General features: G+C 56.2%; 17 protein-coding genes. 10 read left to right on the plus strand and 7 right to left on the minus strand.

The annotated features are described in order from the left end of the window. The first annotated feature begins 100 nt into the window (after positions 1–100). A complete protein-coding gene (locus V2S86_RS24105; RefSeq protein WP_330764458.1) occupies positions 101–772 on the plus strand; it encodes a DUF3313 domain-containing protein in 672 nt (223 codons plus the stop codon). Between the two features lie 64 nt (positions 773–836). Here V2S86_RS24105 and cysE read toward each other — a convergent pair whose 3' ends face one another. The 5 genes from cysE to V2S86_RS24130 form a co-directional block, all read right to left on the minus strand. Continuing rightward, positions 837–1,658, minus strand: coding sequence for a serine O-acetyltransferase (cysE, locus tag V2S86_RS24110; protein ID WP_330764459.1), 822 nt, complete (start codon positions 1,656–1,658; stop codon positions 837–839). A 166-nt stretch (positions 1,659–1,824) separates the two neighbouring features. Then, complete coding sequence (gene gpsA, locus V2S86_RS24115) at positions 1,825–2,844, minus strand: NAD(P)H-dependent glycerol-3-phosphate dehydrogenase (protein ID WP_330764460.1); 1,020 nt, start codon at positions 2,842–2,844, stop codon at positions 1,825–1,827. Further along, entirely contained in the window at positions 2,844–3,314 is a 471-nt protein-coding gene (gene secB, locus V2S86_RS24120) for a protein-export chaperone SecB (protein WP_006317729.1), read from the minus strand. Before secB ends, gpsA begins: the two co-directional genes overlap by 1 nt. Positions 3,315–3,373: 59 nt before the next feature. Beyond that, positions 3,374–3,622 carry a glutaredoxin 3 gene (gene grxC, locus V2S86_RS24125; RefSeq protein WP_006317728.1) on the minus strand — a complete coding sequence of 83 codons (249 nt, stop codon included), beginning with the start codon at positions 3,620–3,622 and terminating at the stop codon, positions 3,374–3,376. Between the two features lie 28 nt (positions 3,623–3,650). Beyond that, complete coding sequence (locus V2S86_RS24130) at positions 3,651–4,085, minus strand: rhodanese-like domain-containing protein (RefSeq protein WP_004953261.1); 435 nt, start codon at positions 4,083–4,085, stop codon at positions 3,651–3,653. 297 nt (positions 4,086–4,382) lie between these two features. On the opposite strand from V2S86_RS24130, the gene gpmM reads away from it, so the two are divergent. Genes gpmM through V2S86_RS24145 form a run of 3 tightly spaced genes read left to right on the plus strand, consistent with a single transcriptional unit; the run spans position 4,383 to position 8,239 of the window. Beyond that, the gene (gene gpmM / locus V2S86_RS24135; protein WP_330764461.1) at positions 4,383–5,927 is read left to right on the plus strand and encodes a 2,3-bisphosphoglycerate-independent phosphoglycerate mutase; all 1,545 of its coding nucleotides are present in this window, start codon (positions 4,383–4,385) and stop codon (positions 5,925–5,927) included. Between the two features lie 9 nt (positions 5,928–5,936). Then, positions 5,937–7,271 (plus strand): murein hydrolase activator EnvC, encoded by a 1,335-nt coding sequence (envC, locus tag V2S86_RS24140; protein WP_330764462.1) that lies wholly within the window; start codon positions 5,937–5,939, stop codon positions 7,269–7,271. A gap of 2 nt (positions 7,272–7,273) precedes the next feature. After that, a complete protein-coding gene (locus V2S86_RS24145) occupies positions 7,274–8,239 on the plus strand; it encodes a divergent polysaccharide deacetylase family protein (RefSeq protein ID WP_330764463.1) in 966 nt (321 codons plus the stop codon). A 34-nt stretch (positions 8,240–8,273) separates the two neighbouring features. Here V2S86_RS24145 and tdh read toward each other — a convergent pair whose 3' ends face one another. Then, a complete protein-coding gene (gene tdh / locus V2S86_RS24150) occupies positions 8,274–9,299 on the minus strand; it encodes an L-threonine 3-dehydrogenase (RefSeq protein WP_004953275.1) in 1,026 nt (341 codons plus the stop codon). A 9-nt stretch (positions 9,300–9,308) separates the two neighbouring features. Continuing rightward, positions 9,309–10,505: a glycine C-acetyltransferase gene (gene kbl, locus V2S86_RS24155; protein ID WP_004953277.1), complete on the minus strand. Its 1,197-nt coding sequence runs from the start codon at positions 10,503–10,505 to the stop codon at positions 9,309–9,311. Between the two features lie 240 nt (positions 10,506–10,745). Between kbl and rfaD the strand changes: the two genes are divergently transcribed. From rfaD to V2S86_RS24185, 6 genes are read left to right on the plus strand one after another with little or no spacing between them, the layout of a single operon-like run. Continuing rightward, positions 10,746–11,675, plus strand: a complete 930-nt coding sequence (rfaD, locus tag V2S86_RS24160) for an ADP-glyceromanno-heptose 6-epimerase (protein ID WP_330764464.1) — start codon at positions 10,746–10,748, stop codon at positions 11,673–11,675. Positions 11,676–11,697: 22 nt separating this feature from the next. Beyond that, entirely contained in the window at positions 11,698–12,744 is a 1,047-nt protein-coding gene (gene rfaF, locus V2S86_RS24165; protein ID WP_330764465.1) for an ADP-heptose--LPS heptosyltransferase RfaF, read from the plus strand. 6 nt (positions 12,745–12,750) lie between these two features. Beyond that, on the plus strand, positions 12,751–13,716 hold the full coding sequence (rfaC, locus tag V2S86_RS24170) for a lipopolysaccharide heptosyltransferase RfaC (protein WP_330764466.1): 966 nt from the start codon (positions 12,751–12,753) through the stop codon (positions 13,714–13,716). Next, entirely contained in the window at positions 13,713–14,882 is a 1,170-nt protein-coding gene (locus V2S86_RS24175) for a glycosyltransferase family 4 protein (protein ID WP_330764467.1), read from the plus strand. Before rfaC ends, V2S86_RS24175 begins: the two co-directional genes overlap by 4 nt. A gap of 21 nt (positions 14,883–14,903) precedes the next feature. Next, positions 14,904–16,142: an O-antigen ligase family protein gene (locus tag V2S86_RS24180; protein WP_330764468.1), complete on the plus strand. Its 1,239-nt coding sequence runs from the start codon at positions 14,904–14,906 to the stop codon at positions 16,140–16,142. 5 nt (positions 16,143–16,147) lie between these two features. Further along, on the plus strand, positions 16,148–17,131 hold the full coding sequence (locus V2S86_RS24185; protein WP_330764469.1) for a glycosyltransferase family 2 protein: 984 nt from the start codon (positions 16,148–16,150) through the stop codon (positions 17,129–17,131). Positions 17,132–17,134: the final 3 nt, after the last annotated feature.

Raw genomic sequence — 17,134 nt, forward strand, 5'->3', positions numbered from 1 at the left:
TTGTAAAGGCAGTGCACGTCTGGCCCCAAAACATTCGATGCGACAGAGGATAATGAGCTATGTTTTGTAAGGGTAATAGACACTCATCATAGGAAATCGTATGAAAAAAAAACGCTTGAGCGTTGCCATGGCGGTGCTGGCAGCGGGCCTTTTGTTGGCAGGCTGTTCGTCTAAAGTAGCAAATACGCAGCAGTATTCAGGTTTTCTGAGCGATTACAGCAAGCTGCAGGAAACCGAGTCGGCCACCGGCCATAAAACGCTGCGTTGGATCGATCCTACCTTTAAAGAATCCAATTACCGGGGTGTCTATTTTTCTCCTGTAACCTATTACCCGGCGGCCAAACCGACGGCACGCGTCAGCCAGGATACGCTGAACAAAATCAAAGACTACGCCAATCAGCGAATCAACGCCGCGCTGAGCGAACGAATGACCGTGCTGCAAAGCCCGTCAGGCTCGCGCGTGCTGCTCGCCAAAGTGGCGATCACCGCCGTGTCGGCTGAAAATGAAGATCTGAAGTTCTATGAGGTGACCCCGGTTACCGCAGTGATCGCCAGCACCATGGCCGTCAGCGGCCACCGCACGCAAAACACCACGCTGTTCCTCGAAGCGCAATTGATCGATCAGGATACCGGCAAAACGGTGATGGAAGTGGTGCGCAAGGGCTATGGCAAGACCGTCAGTAATGACTCCGCGCCGGTGACGGCGAACGAGGTCAAAGCGGCGATCGATAACATGGTTACCGATATCGTGAAATTCCCGAAACAGGGTTAATTCTCTGCCGGAAAACATCGGGGGAGCAAAAAGCTCCCCCAACTTCATGCATCAGCAAACCGGTTTAAATGCCGTCGCCGTACTCAAAACCCTGGCTGGTGCCGTTGAAGTACTGGTCCATATCCATCGAAGGCGTATCACTTTCCGGTCGGCCGACGATGCGCGCCGGCACCCCGGCGGCGGTGGTATGCGGCGGTATCGATTGCAATACTACCGAGCCGGCACCGATTTTTGCGCCTTTGCCCACCTCGATATTGCCGAGTATTTTAGCTCCTGCGCCAATCATTACGCCTTCTCGAATCTTCGGATGACGATCGCCGCTGGTTTTGCCGGTACCGCCAAGGGTGACCGACTGCAGGATAGATACGTCGTTTTCCACTACTGCGGTTTCACCAATAACGATGCCGGTGGCATGGTCGAGCATAATGCCGCAGCCGATGGTAGCCGCTGGGTGGATATCTACGCCAAAGGCGACCGAAATCTGATTTTGCAGGTAAATCGCCAACGCCTGACGCCCCTGCAGCCACAACCAGTGGCCGATACGGTAAGCCTGCAGCGCATGGAAACCTTTCAGATACAGCAGCGGCGTCGAGTATTTATCTACCGCCGGGTCGCGCAGGCGCACCGCCAAGATATCGCGCGCAGCCGAGACGATCATTTGCTTATCGGCAAGGTAGGCGTCTTCCACCACTTCGCGCACCGCAATAGCCGGCATAATCGGGTTTGCCAGCTTGTTTGCCAGAATATAGCTGAGCGCGCTGCCCAGGTTTTCATGCTTGAGCAACGTCGCATGGAAAAAGCTAGCCAGCATCGGTTCACACTCAGCCAGCTCTCTCGCTTCTGATTTGATGCTCTTCCAGACCTGCTCTAACTCTTCTGACGACATCAGGTTCCTCTCCACCTTGCAAAACAGGCTGCCTCACCGCATCACGGTCAGGCAGCCCACATCAATTGCCGGGTCAGCATGCTGCCCTGCATATCGGTTTTATACTTGTCGCCTTTCAGGCCCCAGCCATTGTTGGCAGTGGCCTGAAATCCCCAGGGTATGGAGATCAGACGCTGTGCTTTTCGTCTTTCTTGGTTCGCCCCAACAGACTCAACGCGGCTTCCCGGGCATTTTTATGGCAGTACAGCACCTGATAAATCTGCTCGGTAATCGGCATTTCCACACCGTGCCGTTGCGCCAGCGCCAAAACCTCTTTGGTATTGCGATAGCCTTCGACCACCTGACCGATGCTGTCTTGCGCTTCTTGCACGCCTTTTCCCTGCCCCAGCATAATACCGAAGCGGCGGTTGCGCGATTGATTATCGGTGCAGGTCAGCACCAGATCGCCCAAGCCTGCCATGCCCATGAAGGTCGACGGATCGGCACCCAGCGCGGAACCGAGGCGGCTCATTTCCGCCAGGCCACGGGTTATCAATGCTGTACGCGCATTAGCGCCAAAGCCGATGCCGTCCGACATCCCGGCACCGATGGCAATCACGTTCTTCACCGCCCCGCCCAGCTGCACGCCGATAAAATCGGGATTGCTGTAAACGCGGAAACTTTTGCCGCAGTGCAACAGCTGTTGCAAATCTTCGGCGAACTGAGCATCGGTGGAAGCCAGCGCAATCGCGGTCGGCAGCCCAGCGGCCAGCTCTTTGGCGAACGTTGGCCCTGAGACCACCGCCAGCGGGATATCCTCGCCCAGCACTTCTCGCGCCACGTCCTGCAACAGCCGGCCGGTTTCCGCTTCCAGCCCTTTGGTCGCCCACACGATGCGGGCATCCGGGCGCAGATGCGGTTTCAACTGGTGCAATACGTCACCGAACACATGGCTTGGCACCACCACCAGCACATCGCGGCTGGCAGCCAGCGCACGTGCCAGATCGGCTTCGAGCAACAGCGTGTCGGGGAAGGCAACGTCGGGAAGAAACGCCTGGTTGCAGCGGTCGCGCTGCAATGTTTGAATTTGCTCGGGGTTATGCCCCCACAGCACCACGGGGTGGCCGTTACGCGCCAGCGTAATGGCTAATGCGGTGCCGTACGAGCCGGCACCGATAACAGTCATTGAAGCATTGACGGTGTTCATCAGGCATCCTGATGTGGTGCGGCACCTTCGCCTTCCGACTGCTGTTGCAGATAGTTCATGAACAGCGCGTCGAAGTTAACCGGTGCCAGGTTCAACTGCGGGAATGTGCCGCGAGAAACCAGGCTGGTGATGCACTCACGCGCATACGGGAACAGAATGTTCGGGCAGTATGCACCCAGGCAATGCGCCAGCTGCGTGCCGTCAATGCCTGCAACGGAGAAGATGCCCGCCTGCTGCACTTCACACAGGAACGCAGTTTCTTCGCCCAGAGACGCAGTCACGGTTACGCGCAGTACAACTTCATACACTTCATCAGCCAGCTGGCTGGAAGCGGTATCTAGATCCAGTTTAACTTCTGGCTGCCATTCCTGCTGGAAAACCTGCGGAGCGTTTGGCGCTTCGAAGGAGATATCCTTGGTGTAAATGCGCTGAATCTGGAAAGCCATCTCTGTGCTGTTTTGTTCTGACATGTGTGTAATATCCTTGGTTAAACGTCCTTATTGATACTCAGTAACCGGCAGCGGCCCGTTTAAAGCAACGGATCCAGACCACCACGAGCATCGAGTTCATATAAATCATCGCAGCCGCCGATGTGTTGGCCATCGATGAAAATCTGAGGCACGGTGGTGCGCCCACTGCGCGCAATCATCGCTTCGCGTTTTTCATTATCGCCATCAATGGCGATTTCGTTAAACGCTGCACCCTTATCGTTCAGCAGCGCTTTGGCGCGATGGCAGAACGGGCAGGTCGCTTTGGTGTAGATATCAATGTTAGCCATGGATTACCACCTAAAATACGTTAAAGAATTACTTACCGCGCACTAACGGCAGGTTTTCCCCGCTCCAGCCGGCAATACCGTCTTTCAGCATGGCCACGTTTTCAAAACCGGCCTTGCTCAGGTTTTCCGCCGGCTCGCGGGACGCAGTGCCGTTGGCGCAAACCACGATGATCGGCTGAGCCTTGTGTTTTTCCAGTTCGCCCAGACTGCCGCTTTTGATTTCACTCGCCGTCAGGTTGATGGCATTGGCCAGGTGGCCTTTACGGAAATCATCACGACTGCGGGTATCAACCACCACCGCATCTTCTTTATTAATCAGGCGGGTGGCTTCACCACGAGCGATCTCTTTCACCTTGGAGAAACGGCTTTTGAACGTCATGACGATCACGGCAACGAGCAAGCCAATCCAAGCCAGGCTCAGTATGGGATGCTTGCTAACGAATTGCATAATTTCTTGCAGCATGGGGTGTAACAACTCCCGTCAGTTAAGGGAAAAATAAGTCAAGGCTCCAGAGTATACCTGCCGAGTGCGGCAAATACAGCCAATAAGCAAACGCTATTGCAGAAACTGCGGGGTACGCTGAGAAATTGCCGGCATCAGAGCATAAAAGCCGGCCTTGTTCGCCGCAACTTTGATCTCTCGGGGCTCTTTTTAATCGTACGCGTTGTAAAATCAGGCGGTTTTAGGGTGAATAGCCATCATTCCGGCTGCGGGCCGATGGCTATTCAAATCTTAAAAGTTCATAACGAGGTTAATGCAATGTCGAGTAACAAAAAGCCGATGGTGCTGGTGATTCTGGACGGCTACGGCCACCGGGAGGAGCAGCAGGACAATGCCATTCTGAACGCCAAAACGCCGGTGATGGATCGCCTGTGGCAACAGCAGCCCCATACCCTGATTGCCGCTTCAGGCCTGGATGTGGGCTTGCCTGACGGCCAGATGGGCAACTCGGAGGTCGGCCACGTCAACCTGGGCGCCGGGCGCATCGTTTATCAGGATTTGACCCGACTGGACAAAGAAATCAAAGACGGCGACTTTTTCGCTAACCCAACGCTGACGGCGGCGGTCGACAAGGCCGTGCAGGCAGGCAAAGCGGTGCACATCATGGGCCTGCTGTCGCCGGGTGGCGTGCACAGCCACGAAGACCATATTTTGGCCATGATTGAACTGGCCGCTCAACGTGGCGCGAAAGCCGTATACCTGCACGCTTTTCTGGACGGCCGCGACACCCCGCCACGCAGCGCAGAAAACTCGCTGCAGCGCTTTAGCGGCGCCTTTGCCAAACTGGGCACCGGGCGCATCGCCTCGCTGATTGGCCGCTATTACGCCATGGACCGCGACAACCGCTGGGACCGCGTCCAACTGGCTTATGATCTGCTGACTCAGGCTCAGGGCGACTACGTGACCGATAACGCCGTTGCCGCTCTGCAGGCCGCTTATGAGCGTGGCGAAAACGACGAATTCGTGAAACCGACCGTGCTCCAGGCCGCCGGTGAAACCTCGGCCGCTCTGCAGGATGGCGACGCGCTGATTTTCATGAACTTCCGCGCCGATCGCGCGCGCCAGATCGTTCGCGCCTTCGTGAATGCCGATTTCGACGGATTCCCTCGCGCCAAGATTGTGAACTTCGGTGATTTCGTGATGCTGACCGAATACGCCGCCGACATCAAAACCCCTTGCGCTTACCCGCCTGCATCGTTGAGCAACACTTTCGGCGAATGGCTGATGAAGCACGACAAAACCCAGTTGCGTATCTCGGAAACCGAAAAGTACGCGCACGTCACTTTCTTCTATAACGGCGGTGTGGAAGAGCCGTTCAAAGGCGAAGAACGCGTGTTGATCAACTCGCCTAAGGTCGCCACCTACGATCTGCAACCGGAAATGAGTTCGGCCGAGCTGACCGACAAACTGCTGACTGCCATCAGCAGCGGCAAATACGACGCCATTATCTGCAACTACCCGAACGGCGACATGGTGGGCCATACCGGTGTCTATGATGCGGCGGTGAAAGCGGTGGAAACCCTCGATAGTTGCATCGCGCAAGTCGTGGAGGCCGTTAAGGCCGTTGACGGGCAACTGTTGATCACCGCCGATCACGGCAACGCCGAACAAATGCGCGATCCGGCTACCGGCCAGGCACATACCGCCCACACCAGCCTGCCGGTGCCGCTGATTTACGTCGGTAAGCCTGCTCACGCGGTCAGCGGCGGCAAGCTTTCCGACATCGCGCCAACCATGCTGACGCTGATGGGAATGGAAATCCCGAAAGAGATGACTGGTAAGCCGCTGTTCATCGTGGAATAATCCTTCTCTATGAGGGAGAAGGCGTTTTTTGCACTATCAAGGGTAACCCGAAGCGCAAACGCAGGCAGCCAACCGCTGCCTGAACGCACCGCGCCAAGGAAGTTGACCACCATGTGCGCCAGCGTATTTTGCGCTGGCGTCTTGCTGTTGCCGTTAGCCGGACAGGCGGCGGAAGACAACAAATCCCAGCTCAAAGACATCCAGCAAAGCATCGCCGAAAAAGAAAAGGCGGTTAAACAGCAGCAGCAGCAACGCAGCTCGTTGCAGGATCAGCTTAAACAGCAAGAAAAAACCATCGCGCAGGCCAGCCGCCTGCTGCGTGACACCCAGGGCACGCTGAGCCAACTGGGGAAAGACATTTCCGGCCTGAATGCCTCCATCGCCAAGCTGCAAAAGCAGCAGTCCGCTCAGCAAGAGATCCTCGCCAAACAGCTCGACGCCGCTTTCCGCCAGGGGCAACACAGCGCAGTGCAACTGATCCTCAGCGGTGAGGAGAGCCAACGCAGCGAGCGTATTCTGGCTTACTTCGGCTATCTGAACGAAGCGCGTCAGCAAACCATCGAAGAGCTGAAGCAAACCCGCGCCGAGCTGGCAAAGCAAAAAACCACGCTGGTGGCCAAACAGGGCCAACAGAAATCGCTGCTGGGCCAACAGCAGACGCAACAGCAGAAGCTGGAGCAGGCACGTGGGGCACGTAAAAAAACCCTGACCGCACTGGAAGCCTCGCTGGAAAAAGATCAGCAGCGGCTGGTGGAACTGCGCCAGAACGAAACCCGCATGCGCGATAAAATTGCCCGTGCTGAACGTGAAGCCCGCGCCCGTGCCGAACGCGAAGCGCGTGAAGCCGCCAAGGTGCGCGAGCAAGTGCGCGCCAAAGAACAGCAGGCGAAGAAAACCGGCACCAGCTACAAACCCAGCGAAGCCGACCGCTCGCTGATGGCCCGTACCGGCGGCCTCGGCAGGCCGGGCGGACAGGCGATATGGCCGGTTCGTGGCCGCACCTTGCACAGCTTCGGCGAACAATTGCAGGGTGAGTTACGCTGGAAAGGCATGGTGATTTCGGCTGCCGAAGGCAGCGAAGTGAAAGCCATTGCCGACGGCCGCGTATTGCTGGCCGACTGGCTGCAAGGCTACGGTCTGGTGGTGGTGGTCGAGCACGGTAAGGGCGACATGAGCCTGTATGGCTATAACCAGAGCGCGTTGGTCAATGTCGGGGCGCAGGTCCGCGCCGGCCAGCCGATAGCCTTGGTCGGTACCAGCGGAGGTCAGGGAACGCCGTCGCTTTATTTCGAAATCCGTCGTCAGGGTCAGGCGGTTAACCCACTACCGTGGTTGGGAAGATAGATTTGCGCTATATCAAAACCCGTACTGTCGTATTGATTGGCTGTCTGCTGCAGGTTTGCGCCGCGCAGGCGGGGAAGTTGTCCATCGTTATCGATGACGTGGGTTATCGGCCACATGAGGAAGGCGCCGTGCTGCAAATGCCGACGGCAATCTCCGTTGCCGTGCTGCCCAACGCCCCCCACGCCCGTTTAATGGCCACCCGCGCCCACAGCCAGGGCCGCGAAGTGCTAATCCATATGCCTATGGCTCCGCTCAGCAAACAGCCGTTGGAGCGCGATACGCTGCAGCCCTCCATGAGCAGCGAAGAGATCCAGCGCATCATCCGCAATGCGGTGAATAACGTGCCTTACGCGGTGGGGATGAACAACCACATGGGCAGCGCCATGACCTCCAGCCTGCCGGGCATGCAGAAAGTCATGCAGGCGCTCGAAAGCTACCGTTTGTATTTTCTCGATAGTATGACCATCGGCAATAGCCAGGCCACCCGCGCCGCCGCAGGCACCGGAGTGAAGGTCATCAAACGCAAGGTATTCCTGGACGATACGGCCAACGAGGCCGATATTCGCCGCCAGTTCAACCGTGCGGTCGAGTTGGCACGGCGCAACGGCTCCGCGATCGCGATTGGCCACCCGCGCCCGGCAACGGTGAAGGTGTTGCAGCAAATGCTGCCGACGCTGCCGGCCGATATCGTGCTGGTGAAACCCAGCTCGCTGCTGAATGAACCCCAGGGCAACAGCGGTGGCGGCGGTTACGTTCCACCGCCGGTCAAGCCGCAGAAACCGCAGCCGAAGAACCCGTTCACCGGCGGTATCAAGCAGTGCAAAGTCAAATTGCCGAAGGAAAAAGTCAACGCAGGTAAGGCGATAAGCGTGATCGGCGAAAGCGTGGCTCAGTCCGCGGCGGTCGAGTTTATCAAGCGCCAGTGGCATCGCTGGACCGACTCAGCGCCAGACAAACCGAAAGCATAAAATCAGGGCCGGAAAATTCCGGCCCTTTTTATTGTCAATCCCAGCTCAAAACCACTTTTCCGGACTGTCCGGAGCGCATGGCGTCAAAGCCCTGTTGGAACTCATCGATCGAGAAACGGTGAGTGATGATAGGCGTCAAATCCAAGCCTGACTGGATCAGCGCCGCCATCTTATACCAGGTTTCAAACATCTCTCGGCCATAAATCCCTTTGATAAACAGCCCTTTGAAGATCACCTGGTTCCAGTCGATCGACATGTCCGACGGTGGAATGCCCAGCATGGCGATACGCCCGCCGTGGTTCATCGCATTCAGCAGCGTACGGAACGCCGGCGGTGCGCCGGACATTTCCAGCCCCACGTCGAACCCTTCGGTCATGCCCAGTTCGGCCATCACGTCGTTCAGGTTTTCTTTGCTGACGTTCACCGCACGGGTCACGCCCATTTTACGCGCCAGTTCCAGCCGGTATTCGTTAACGTCGGTGATCACCACATGGCGGGCACCAACGTGCTTGCACACCGCCGCGGCCATAATGCCTATCGGGCCGGCACCGGAAACCAGCACGTCTTCGCCAACCAGATCGAACGACAGCGCCGTATGCACCGCATTGCCGAACGGGTCGAAGATTGACGCCAGCTCATCGGAAATATTGTCCGGGATCTTGAAAGCGTTAAACGCCGGGATCACCAGGTATTCAGCAAACGAGCCAGGGCGGTTCACGCCTACGCCAATGGTGTTGCGGCACAGATGAGTGCGGCCGCCACGGCAGTTACGACAGTGGCCGCAAGTGATGTGGCCCTCGCCGGAAACGCGGTCGCCGACGTTAAACCCTTTAACTTCCTGTCCCATGGCGACCACTTCACCCACGTACTCGTGGCCGACCACCATAGGTACCGGAATGGTTTTCTGCGACCATTCATCCCAGTTATAAATATGAACATCGGTACCGCAGATCGCGGTTTTACGGATTTTAATCATGATGTCGTTATGGCCCAGCTCCGGCTGAGGCACATCGGTCATCCAAATCCCTTCTTCCGCTTTCAGTTTTGACAATGCTTTCATGGTTTTACCTTATGCAATAACGCCAAGATCCTTACCGATACGAATGAACGCCGCGACCGCACGTTCAATTTGCTCCGGGGTGTGGTCGGCAGACATCTGCGTACGGATGCGCGCCTGGCCTTTCGGCACCACCGGATAGAAGAAACCGGTCACATAAATGCCTTCCTTGAGCAGCGCGTTGGCGAACTCCTGCGCCAGCTTTGCTTCCCCCAACATCACCGGGATGATGGCGTGATCGGCCCCGGCCAGCTCAAAGCCCGCCGCGGTCATTTTTTCGCGGAACAGGCTCGCATTGGCCCACAGGCGATCGCGCAACGCATCGCCCTGCTCGAGCAGTTCCAGCACTTTGATCGAAGCGGCGACAATCGCCGGCGCCAGCGAGTTGGAGAACAAATAAGGCCGCGAACGCTGGCGCAACCACTCCACCACCTCTTTTTTCGCCGCGGTATAACCGCCGGAAGCGCCGCCCAGCGCTTTGCCCAAGGTGCCGGTAATGATGTCGACGCGGCCCATCACGTCGCAATACTCGTGGGTACCACGCCCATTGGCGCCAACGAAACCTACCGCATGAGAATCATCCACCATCACCAGCGCCTGATACTGGTCCGCCAGGTCGCATACCCCTTTCAGGTTGGCGATCACGCCGTCCATGGAGAACACGCCGTCGGTAGCGATCATGATGTGGCGCGCACCATCGGCCTTGGCCTGTTTCAGCTGCGCAGCCAGCTCGTTCATGTCGTTATTGGCATAGCGATAACGCTTCGCCTTGCACAAACGTACGCCGTCGATGATAGACGCGTGGTTCAGCGTGTCGGAGATAATCGCGTCTTCCGGCCCAAGCAGCGTTTCGAACAGCCCGCCGTTGGCATCGAAGCAAGAGGAATACAGGATGGCGTCTTCCATACCGAGAAAATCGGCCAATTTCCGCTCCAGCTGCTTATGGCTGTCCTGGGTGCCGCAAATAAAGCGCACCGACGCCATGCCGAAACCGTGGCTGTCCATACCGGCCTTGGCCGCCGCGATCATCGCCGGATGGTTGGCCAGGCCAAGGTAGTTGTTGGCGCAGAAGTTGATCACGTGGCGACCGTCGGCAACGGCGATATCAGCCTGCTGAGCGGTGGTGATGATGCGCTCTTCCTTGAACAACCCTTCGCTACGGGCGGTTGCAAGCTGTTGTTCCAACTGCTGATAAAAAGACGCGGACATTCGGTTATCTCCAGGATGGGTCTGTTTTCCACATATTTTACTGATTTGTAACCAAACTGACGACAATACACAGGAGAGAATATGAAAATTGCAGCAGATATCACGGCAAAGTGCTTTGATGCTCGACATCGCGGGATATTCAGAGCCCGTCCGATGTTTGCGGCGGCATGAAATGCTATTATAAGCGGCATTGAGCGTGGGGCACCCTGTCCCACCGGGCAGAATAATAGGGGTAACCCAATGATTATCGTTACTGGTGGCGCCGGCATGATCGGCAGCAATATCATTAAGGCGCTGAATGACACAGGGTATCGCGATATCCTGGTGGTAGATAACCTGAAAGACGGCACCAAATTCGCCAACCTGGTCGATCTGGATATCGCCGACTATATCGATAAAGAAGATTTTATCGCCAACATCGTGGCCGGTGACGATCTGGGTGAAATCGACGCGGTGTTCCATGAAGGCGCGTGCTCGTCCACCACCGAGTGGGACGGCAAGTACATGATGGACAACAACTATCAGTACTCCAAAGACCTGCTGCATTATTGCCTGGATCGCGAAATCCCGTTCCTGTACGCCTCATCGGCAGCCACCTACGGCGGCCGTGAAGAATTTATCGAAGAGCGCCAGTTTGAAGAGCCGCTGAACGTGTACGGTTACTCCAAATTCCTGTTCGATCAGTACGTGCGTGACATTCTGCCTGAGGCGGATTCACAGATCTGCGGCTTCCGTTACTTCAACGTTTATGGCCCGCGCGAAGGCCACAAAGGCAGCATGGCCAGCGTTGCATTCCACCTGAACAGCCAGATCAACCGCGGCGAGAACCCGAAACTGTTCGACGGCAGCCAGGACTTCAAGCGTGACTTTATCTACGTCGGCGACGTGGCGGCGGTAAACCTGTGGTTCTGGAAAAGCGGCGTGTCCGGCATTTTCAACTGCGGCACCGGCCGTGCAGAGACCTTCCAGGCGGTAGCCGACGCAGTGGTCGATTTCCACCAGAAAGGCGCGGTGGAAAATATCCCGTTCCCGGAAAAACTCAAAGGCCGCTACCAGGCGTTTACCCAGGCCGATCTGACCAAGCTGCGCGCTGCCGGCTATGATGCACCGTTCAAAACGGTCGCCGAAGGCGTGAAAGAGTATATGGCCTGGTTGAACCGCACCGCTTAAGCTGAAGGAAATCATTCAGGGTATGAAAATACTGGTTATCGGCCCTTCGTGGGTTGGCGATATGATGATGTCGCAAAGTCTCTACCGCACCCTGAAGGCCGAGCACCCGACAGCGGAAATTGACGTGATGGCACCCGCCTGGTGCCGTCCGTTGCTGGCGCGTATGTCGGAGGTCAATCAGGCTCTGTCGATGCCGTTAGGCCACGGCGCGCTGGCGCTCGGTGAACGTCGGCGTCTGGGGCGCGCACTGCGCGCCAACGGCTACGATCGCGCTTACGTACTCCCCAATTCGTTCAAATCCGCGTTGGTGCCGTTCTTTGCTCAGGTGCCGCAGCGTACCGGTTGGCGTGGCGAAATGCGCTACGGCCTGCTGAATGACCTTCGGGTGCTGGACAAGGCGGCCTTTCCGCTGATGGTACAGCGCTATGTGGCGCTGGCTTATGACAAGCAACGCATTCAGCGCGCCGAAGATCTGCCGCAGCCGTTGCTGTGGCCGCAGTTGAAGGTGAGCGACGAAGAAATTGCCGAAACCACTGCAGCCTTCAACCTGACCGATCACCGGCCGATTATCGGTTTCTGCCCGGGGGCCGAATTTGGCCCGGCCAAACGCTGGCCGCACTACCACTACGCCCGGTTGGCCCAGATGCTGATCGACCAGGGTTATCAAATCGCGCTGTTTGGCTCGGCCAAGGATCACGAAGCGGGCGAACAAATCCGCGCGGCGCTGGATGACGACGCTCGAGTATTTTGTATGAATCTGGCCGGGGAAACCCAGCTGGAACAGGCCGTGATCCTGCTGGCGTCCTGCCAGGCGGTGGTCAGCAACGACTCAGGCCTGATGCACGTTGCCGCGGCCTTGAAAAAGCCGCTGATAGCCTTGTACGGGCCAAGCAGCCCGGACTTCACGCCGCCGCTGTCCGATAAAGCCAAGGTGATCCGCTTAATCAGCGGTTACCATAAGATACGCAAAGGCGATGCCGATCAGGGTTACCATCAGAGCCTGATTGATATTCAGCCACAGCAGGTGTTGGACGCGCTGACGCCGTTGCTTGCCGCCAGCGAGGATTAAGTAAGCATGCAGGTGTTGATTGTAAAAACCTCCTCGATGGGAGACGTGCTCCATACGCTACCGGCGTTGACCGACGCCATGCGGGCGATTCCCGGCATCCGCTTCGATTGGGTGGTGGAGGAAGGGTTCAGCCAGATCCCCACCTGGCACCCGGCGGTAGACCGCGTGATCCCGGTAGCGATCCGCCGCTGGCGTAAAAACTGGTTTGGCAGCGAGACCCGTCAGGAGCGTTGCGATTTTAAACGTCTGGTGCAGGAACGCACCTACGACGTGGTGATCGACGCCCAGGGGTTAATCAAAAGCGCCGCATTGATCACCCGCATCGCCAAAGGCAGCAAGCATGGCCAGGATGCCAAGAGCGCTCGCGAACCCTTTGCCAGCTGGTTCTACAACCACCGTCATGACATCGACAAACAACAGCACGCCGTGGAGCGCACCCGTGAACTGTTTGCCAAAAGTCTGGGCTACGACAAGCCGGAAAGCTACGGCGATTACGCCATTGCGGCGCGCTTTCTCAACCACCTGCCGGCCGACGCCGGGCAATACCTGGTGTTTTTGCACGCAACGACCCGCGACGAGAAACATTGGCCTGAGTCGCACTGGCGCGAACTGATTGAACTGATGGCGCCAAGCGGGCTGAAGATCAAATTGCCGTGGGGTGCGGAACACGAACGCCTGCGTGCACTGCGTTTGGCGGAAGGCTTCCCGCACGTCGAGGTGCTGCCAAAACTCAGCCTGCAGCAGGTAGCCGAGGTGCTGGCTGGCGCGAAAGGCGTAGTCTCGGTCGATACCGGTCTCAGCCACCTGACTGCGGCGCTCGACAGGCCTAACATCACGTTGTTCGGCCCGACAGATCCGGGATTGATCGGCGGCTATGGGCAAAATCAGCACCCACTGATTTCCCCAGAAAAAAGTATGGCGACCCTCTCTGCCGACGCAGTAAGGGCCGAGTTACAAAAGGTTATTGGATGAAAAAACTACATGTTATCAATTTAGGGAAAATGGGGGGCGTTGAGCGCCTGTTCCTGCAGTATATCAACGATACGACCGACGGCAGTAATGAGGTGATTTGCATTAGCAGTGAGATCGGCGAAGAGATCCGCCGGCAAATGCCTGACCAAAAGGTCACGTTTGCCAACCGGCTTATCAATGCGCTGCCACTGCGTTGCCCCCAATTCTTGCGCAAGTACCTGCTGAAAAGAAAAATCGAGAAAGCCAATGCCGACGTAGTGATTGTCTGGGATCTGGTCCCCGGACTGGCGGCGAAGCCTAAACGCAGCAAACTGGTTTATTACGATCACGGCTGTTCCTGGCGCTACCCGAAGAACCCCAAGACATTGCGATTTCTCGCCATGCTGGACGGCTGCATATCTGCATCTTACGCCTCAAAGCGTGTGATGGCGCTGCGCTTTAACCTGCCTTGCCCAAATCACGTGGTGATTAACCGGCTTAAAACCCCTATCGGTATCCATGATAGTTTGAAACCACTGAGCCGACCGGTGAGGATAGGTACGGCGTCTCGCCTGGTGAGCCTGAAAGGCATTAGCGTTTCGTTGTTAATGATGCAGGAGCTACTGCGCCGCGGACATGATGTCACCTTAGAAATCGCCGGCAAGGGGCCGGATCGAGCGGCGTTTGAAGCGTTGGCAGAAAAGCTTGAGCTGGGCGATCGGGTTACTTTCAGCGGTTTTCAGGATAACGTGGCCGACTTCTTCAACCGTACCCATATCTATATGAGCACGCCGATTACCGAACCCTTCGGCTTATCCTGTATGGAAGCGCTTTATTTTGGCGTACCGGTGATTTTCCCGCAGGTCGATGGCCAGCCTGAGGTGATTAAAGACGGATACTGCGGCATTGGGCTAACGCCCTCGGTAACGGTTGAAGAACATCAACGATTGAGCGGTATCAAAGTGGATTTCCCTCACGATGTTTACGATCCGGTTACCGATACTCTGGTGGTGCCGAAGCTGCTGTCGCACCTGGAGTGCGCGGATGCAGTCGAAAGGTTGATGACGCCGGAAACCTATCAAAACATGAGTAAAAATGCGCAACGTTACCCGGTCGAACATTTCAGCTACACGATGTTCAAAGCCGAGTTTGATGACACGCTGAAATCATTTATTGCCCACTCGTAATGCGAGCCGGAAACACAGCCCATGTTACTACTGAAAGAAACCACACCGCATCCCGCCTTCAGTTACCTTATCTATCTGGGGTGCGCCATCGCTTTTTGCACCATCCCTTTCGGCTCCGCTACCGGACGAAATTTATTTTATATTTCCAGCTATATCTCGTTCATCGCCGTTTGCCTGAACCTAAAGTATTTTGTTAAAAACAAAAGAAATTTGATTCTGCCCGTCCTGTTTTTCTGCGTAGGTATGTCGACGATTTTCTGGATGAACCATTTCAAGCAGCCCGGAGAATACATCAACATCTACCGCTCTTATATGTCGACCGGGAAATTGCTGATCGCCACCGCGTTTATCTTATTGATTGCGTTAAATGAGCGCCTTTGCATGCAGCGCGCATTTATCGTCGTCGCGCTGGCGACCGGTATCGCGGTCAACGGTTATTCGCTTTATCAAGGGCTGTGGCTGGATATTCCGCGTATAGAAATCAACTTCGACCGCGCCACAGTCGCCGCCTACCTGATTACCGCCATCAATCTGGTGATGCTGCAGGCGATACTGATGCTGCGCAGTAAATACCGTATCCCGTTGTATATCATCGGCTTCCTTGTTACGTTTTCCACGCTGGTGCTCACCGGAACGCGGGCTGCCATGCTGGTCTATCCGGTAGCGATTGGCCTGTCGATACTGGCGACGAAAAACCTGATTTCACATAAGCACAAGATCCTGCTGATAGCCTCAGTGCCACTGTTGTTGCTCGCCTGCGGTATGGTCTTCAAATCACAGATAGAGCAGCGTATCGCGGCATTTCAGACCGACATGCGGCTGATCGATCAACCGCAGACCGAGAACTCGATTATTTCCCGCATCTCAATGCAGATCGTCGCAATACGCACCGGCTCGGCGGCACCGCTAGGCCAATCAGCAGAACAACGCGGAGAAGAAATCCGCGCCATGGTTGCCCACGAACCCCATCTGTCCGGCGTCATGCCTTATATCAATGTGCATCTGCATAACGAGCTGCTGGAAACCTACTCGCTAAAAGGTGTTTGGGGCGTGCTGTTTTTACTCGCGCTCTACGTTGGCTTATTCATCAGTGCTCTTAAGCCGCATCGTAATGCGTTATTGTTGGGGGTGACATTCAGTCTGTTTGTTTACGGACTCAGCGACGTTATCTTCTTCAGCACCGAAGGCACGGCAATATTCTGCCTGGCGATCATTGCCAGCGTGCTGTCGATGAAGAAAATGCCGGTTTCCCAGGATTGAACGATATGAACTCATCCCCGCTGCTGCTCAGTTTTATTGTGCCCTTTTACAATAATGAGGATTTCGTTGTCGCCAGCCTGAGTTCACTGTTCAACCAGATCGGCGACGATATTGAAGTGGTCATTATTGACGACGGTTCAACCGATGCTTCCGCCGATCGAGTGCGCCAATTGTTGACAGCCTTCCCGCATCCGCATGTGACTTTTATCTCGCAGGGAAATGGCGGTATCGCCTGTGCCCGTAACGTCGGGCTGCAGCACGCACGCGGGCGCTTTATTACCTTCCTTGACGGGGACGATTTGCTGAGCGCTGACTACCTGGCCATTCTGCGGCCGTTGCTGCAGGCCGATGAAGACGACCTGATCGATTTTAACTATCAAAAGTTTATCGATGCCCCGCCAGTGCTGCCCCACCAGACAAGCGTTCGCCGCAGCCTTTATGATTTTGACAACCAGGGTCTGGCCTGCCTCGCCCCGTTGTTTGCCCGTTCAATGTGGCATCTCTGGAGCCGGGTCTACCGACGTTCGCTGCTGGAAGGGGAGTCTTTCGAAAACGGCCGGCGCTATGAAGACGTTATTTTCACGCCGTTCCAGTATTTCAAAACCCGGAAAATCGCCCATCTCGACCATGTGCTCTATTTCTATCGGGATAACAGCCGGGGGATCACCCGCAACGTCAAAACCAAAGATATTGAAGATATGCTGTTTGCCATCAGCAAAACGCTGGGTTTTATCGAGCGGCACCCGCATGATGAGCCATTGCGACGATTGGCGGCCTTAATGCTCGCCAACTGTTTCTCGGAAGTGAAAAGCATGTCGAAAGCGCTGTACGGCTACTACCATTATGAACCGGAAGCGCTGCGCACCTTCAAACACGTGGCTGACGTCTGCCGTAATAGCGGCGTACCGCGAAAAAAAATCCGGCAAATGCGGTACGCTTGGGTAGATACCTGGCTGTCAAAAATCCGCTGGCGACTGAAAAAGCGCTAAAAA

Origin of the sequence: Serratia sp. C2(1), from assembly GCF_036352655.1 — a bacterium.
Classification (GTDB): domain Bacteria; phylum Pseudomonadota; class Gammaproteobacteria; order Enterobacterales; family Enterobacteriaceae; genus Serratia; species Serratia inhibens.

What these genes read in the sequence shown, in the direction of transcription:
- V2S86_RS24105 (WP_330764458.1), top strand. Translation starts at nt 101, where the DNA reads ATGAAAAAAAAACGCTTGAGCGTTGCCATGGCGGTGCTGGCAGCGGGC.
- cysE (WP_330764459.1), bottom strand. Translation starts at nt 1,658, where the DNA reads ATGTCGTCAGAAGAGTTAGAGCAGGTCTGGAAGAGCATCAAATCAGAA.
- gpsA (WP_330764460.1), bottom strand. Translation starts at nt 2,844, where the DNA reads ATGAACACCGTCAATGCTTCAATGACTGTTATCGGTGCCGGCTCGTAC.
- secB (WP_006317729.1), bottom strand. Translation starts at nt 3,314, where the DNA reads ATGTCAGAACAAAACAGCACAGAGATGGCTTTCCAGATTCAGCGCATT.
- grxC (WP_006317728.1), bottom strand. Translation starts at nt 3,622, where the DNA reads ATGGCTAACATTGATATCTACACCAAAGCGACCTGCCCGTTCTGCCAT.
- V2S86_RS24130 (WP_004953261.1), bottom strand. Translation starts at nt 4,085, where the DNA reads ATGCTGCAAGAAATTATGCAATTCGTTAGCAAGCATCCCATACTGAGC.
- gpmM (WP_330764461.1), top strand. Translation starts at nt 4,383, where the DNA reads ATGTCGAGTAACAAAAAGCCGATGGTGCTGGTGATTCTGGACGGCTAC.
- envC (WP_330764462.1), top strand. Translation starts at nt 5,937, where the DNA reads ATGAGGGAGAAGGCGTTTTTTGCACTATCAAGGGTAACCCGAAGCGCA.
- tdh (WP_004953275.1), bottom strand. Translation starts at nt 9,299, where the DNA reads ATGAAAGCATTGTCAAAACTGAAAGCGGAAGAAGGGATTTGGATGACC.
- kbl (WP_004953277.1), bottom strand. Translation starts at nt 10,505, where the DNA reads ATGTCCGCGTCTTTTTATCAGCAGTTGGAACAACAGCTTGCAACCGCC.
- rfaD (WP_330764464.1), top strand. Translation starts at nt 10,746, where the DNA reads ATGATTATCGTTACTGGTGGCGCCGGCATGATCGGCAGCAATATCATT.
- rfaF (WP_330764465.1), top strand. Translation starts at nt 11,698, where the DNA reads ATGAAAATACTGGTTATCGGCCCTTCGTGGGTTGGCGATATGATGATG.
- rfaC (WP_330764466.1), top strand. Translation starts at nt 12,751, where the DNA reads ATGCAGGTGTTGATTGTAAAAACCTCCTCGATGGGAGACGTGCTCCAT.
- V2S86_RS24175 (WP_330764467.1), top strand. Translation starts at nt 13,713, where the DNA reads ATGAAAAAACTACATGTTATCAATTTAGGGAAAATGGGGGGCGTTGAG.
- V2S86_RS24180 (WP_330764468.1), top strand. Translation starts at nt 14,904, where the DNA reads ATGTTACTACTGAAAGAAACCACACCGCATCCCGCCTTCAGTTACCTT.
- V2S86_RS24185 (WP_330764469.1), top strand. Translation starts at nt 16,148, where the DNA reads ATGAACTCATCCCCGCTGCTGCTCAGTTTTATTGTGCCCTTTTACAAT.